The sequence below is a fragment of the Deinococcus sp. genome (assembly GCF_018260405.1).
Lineage (GTDB): Bacteria > Deinococcota > Deinococci > Deinococcales > Deinococcaceae > Deinococcus.
This window is the reverse complement of the sequence record NZ_JAGLBG010000196.1, coordinates 1-1,790: the sequence shown is the minus strand read 5'-3', so window position 1 is coordinate 1,790 and position 1,790 is coordinate 1. Positions and strand designations below refer to the sequence as shown.

The 1,790-nt window shown below is 59.7% G+C and carries 1 protein-coding gene; it reads right to left on the bottom strand.

Annotated elements, in window-relative coordinates:
- Positions 1-73 precede the first annotated feature (73 nt).
- Complete coding sequence (locus tag QZ269_RS13005; protein ID WP_291427122.1) at positions 74-1,492, bottom strand: phosphoglucomutase/phosphomannomutase family protein; 1,419 nt, start codon at positions 1,490-1,492, stop codon at positions 74-76.
- Positions 1,493-1,790 lie beyond the last annotated feature (298 nt).

Here is a 1,790-nt window from a genome sequence, read left to right as displayed (position 1 = left end):
TCGCTAGGGTAAGCTGCGCGTTCCACCGTTAAAGCCTAAAACATTTCCCATGGTTAGGGCCTCAGACAGCCTCTCAGTGCTGGTCGAGGGCTTTGACCCGGCTGGTCGCTTCGTCAAGCACAGCCTTGACCTCTTCGGGGCTCTGGGCTTCGACATAGATGCGCACCACCGGCTCCGTCCCCGACGCCCTGAACATGACCGACGCGCCCCCGCTGAGGGTCAGTTTGACCCCGTCGCGCTTATTGACGCCCTCGACCAGTTGCCCGGCCACTTCGGTGTACTGCGCTGCTTCGGTCAGCAGACGGTCCTTATCGAAGGTGTCGCTCAGATGCAGATCGTTTCTGTCGTAGTGGTGCTTGAATCCCACCTCGGCCTCAATATCGGCGAACAGTTCATCCAGACTCTTGCCACTGGCGGCGATGGCCTCGATCATCAGCAGACTGTTGAGAAGCCCGTCGCGTTCCGGAATATGCCCGCGTGACGATAGCCCGCCGGATTCCTCTCCACCCATCAGAACGGCCTTGCTTTCGTCCTGCTGCCCCTCTAGAAAGGCGTCGGTGATGTACTTAAAACCTACAGGCGTTTCGAGCAGTTCGAGGCCCAGCTTTTGGCTTAGCAAATCGATCACCCTGCTGCCCGACACGGTTTTAACAATCCTGCCCCGCACTCCACGCCCGTGCAGGTGCTTAAGCAGCACAGCAAAAATCTGGTGGCTGTTGAAAAATTTTCCGCCAGCGGTGACCGCGCCGACCCGGTCAGCGTCACCGTCGGTGATTACGCCCAGCGCTGTACCCGTTTGTGTCGCAAGCAGTGACATCAGTTGGCTCAGGTTCTGCGGAATAGGTTCAGGGTTGACCCCGTAAAACATCGGATCGGGCTTGCCATGCAGTTCGCTTAGGTCGAGCTTCAGCCCAGCGTGCCTGGCATAACCGGTGAGCCAGCCGCAGGCCGCGCCACCCATCGCGTCGTGAATGACCTTGCCCTGGTAGGCCCGCATAATATTCAGATCAAATTGTGCGTCCAGCTGGGCGTAATAGGCGTCACGGATGTCGAAGGGTTTGACCTGTCCACGTGGACCCGCGTACCCTTCCGGAGTCTCCAGGGCTTGCTCAATGAGTTTGACCGTGGCGGGTGTTGCGCTGCCGCCGTAGCTGCCCTTGATCTTGTACCCGCTGTACTGGGGAGGGTTATGCGAGGCCGTAATCATGACCCCACCCGCTGCGTGGTGGTGTACGACCGCAAAAGACAGGGCCGGGGTCGGCAGATAGTCCTGGGCAAGCAGCACGTCAAGGCCCTGCTCGGCCATAACCTGCGCTACGACTTTGGCGAAACCTGGACCCTGAAAGCGGGTGTCATACCCGACTATAACCAGCTTGCCGCCACCTTGCCGCAGAGCTTGAGCATGGGCTTGAGCCACCGTGCGAACGTTTGCGTAGGTGAAGTCTTCGGCGATGATGTCGCGCCAGCCGTCTGTGCCAAATTTGATGGGCATATCCATGAAAGTGTAGCAACCCTGCCCTCAGGTCTACCTGACGCAGCTTTACTCCCACCCCCAAAATCCTGCACCCCGAGCAGGCGAAGCTACTTTCACCTTGCCTACCCGCTGTCCGGCGCTACTCCTGCGATTCCCGTTCGGGAATTTTCCTCAGCAGACGCACCAGGGTGTGCCACTCGGGGTCGGTCATCCCAGCTTCGGCCTGAAGCACTTCCTCGACCCGGAGAAAAGACTGCTTGATGTCCTCCAGGGCCAGTTGGCCCTCCGCCGTCAGCTGCACGCAGGTTCGGCGGCG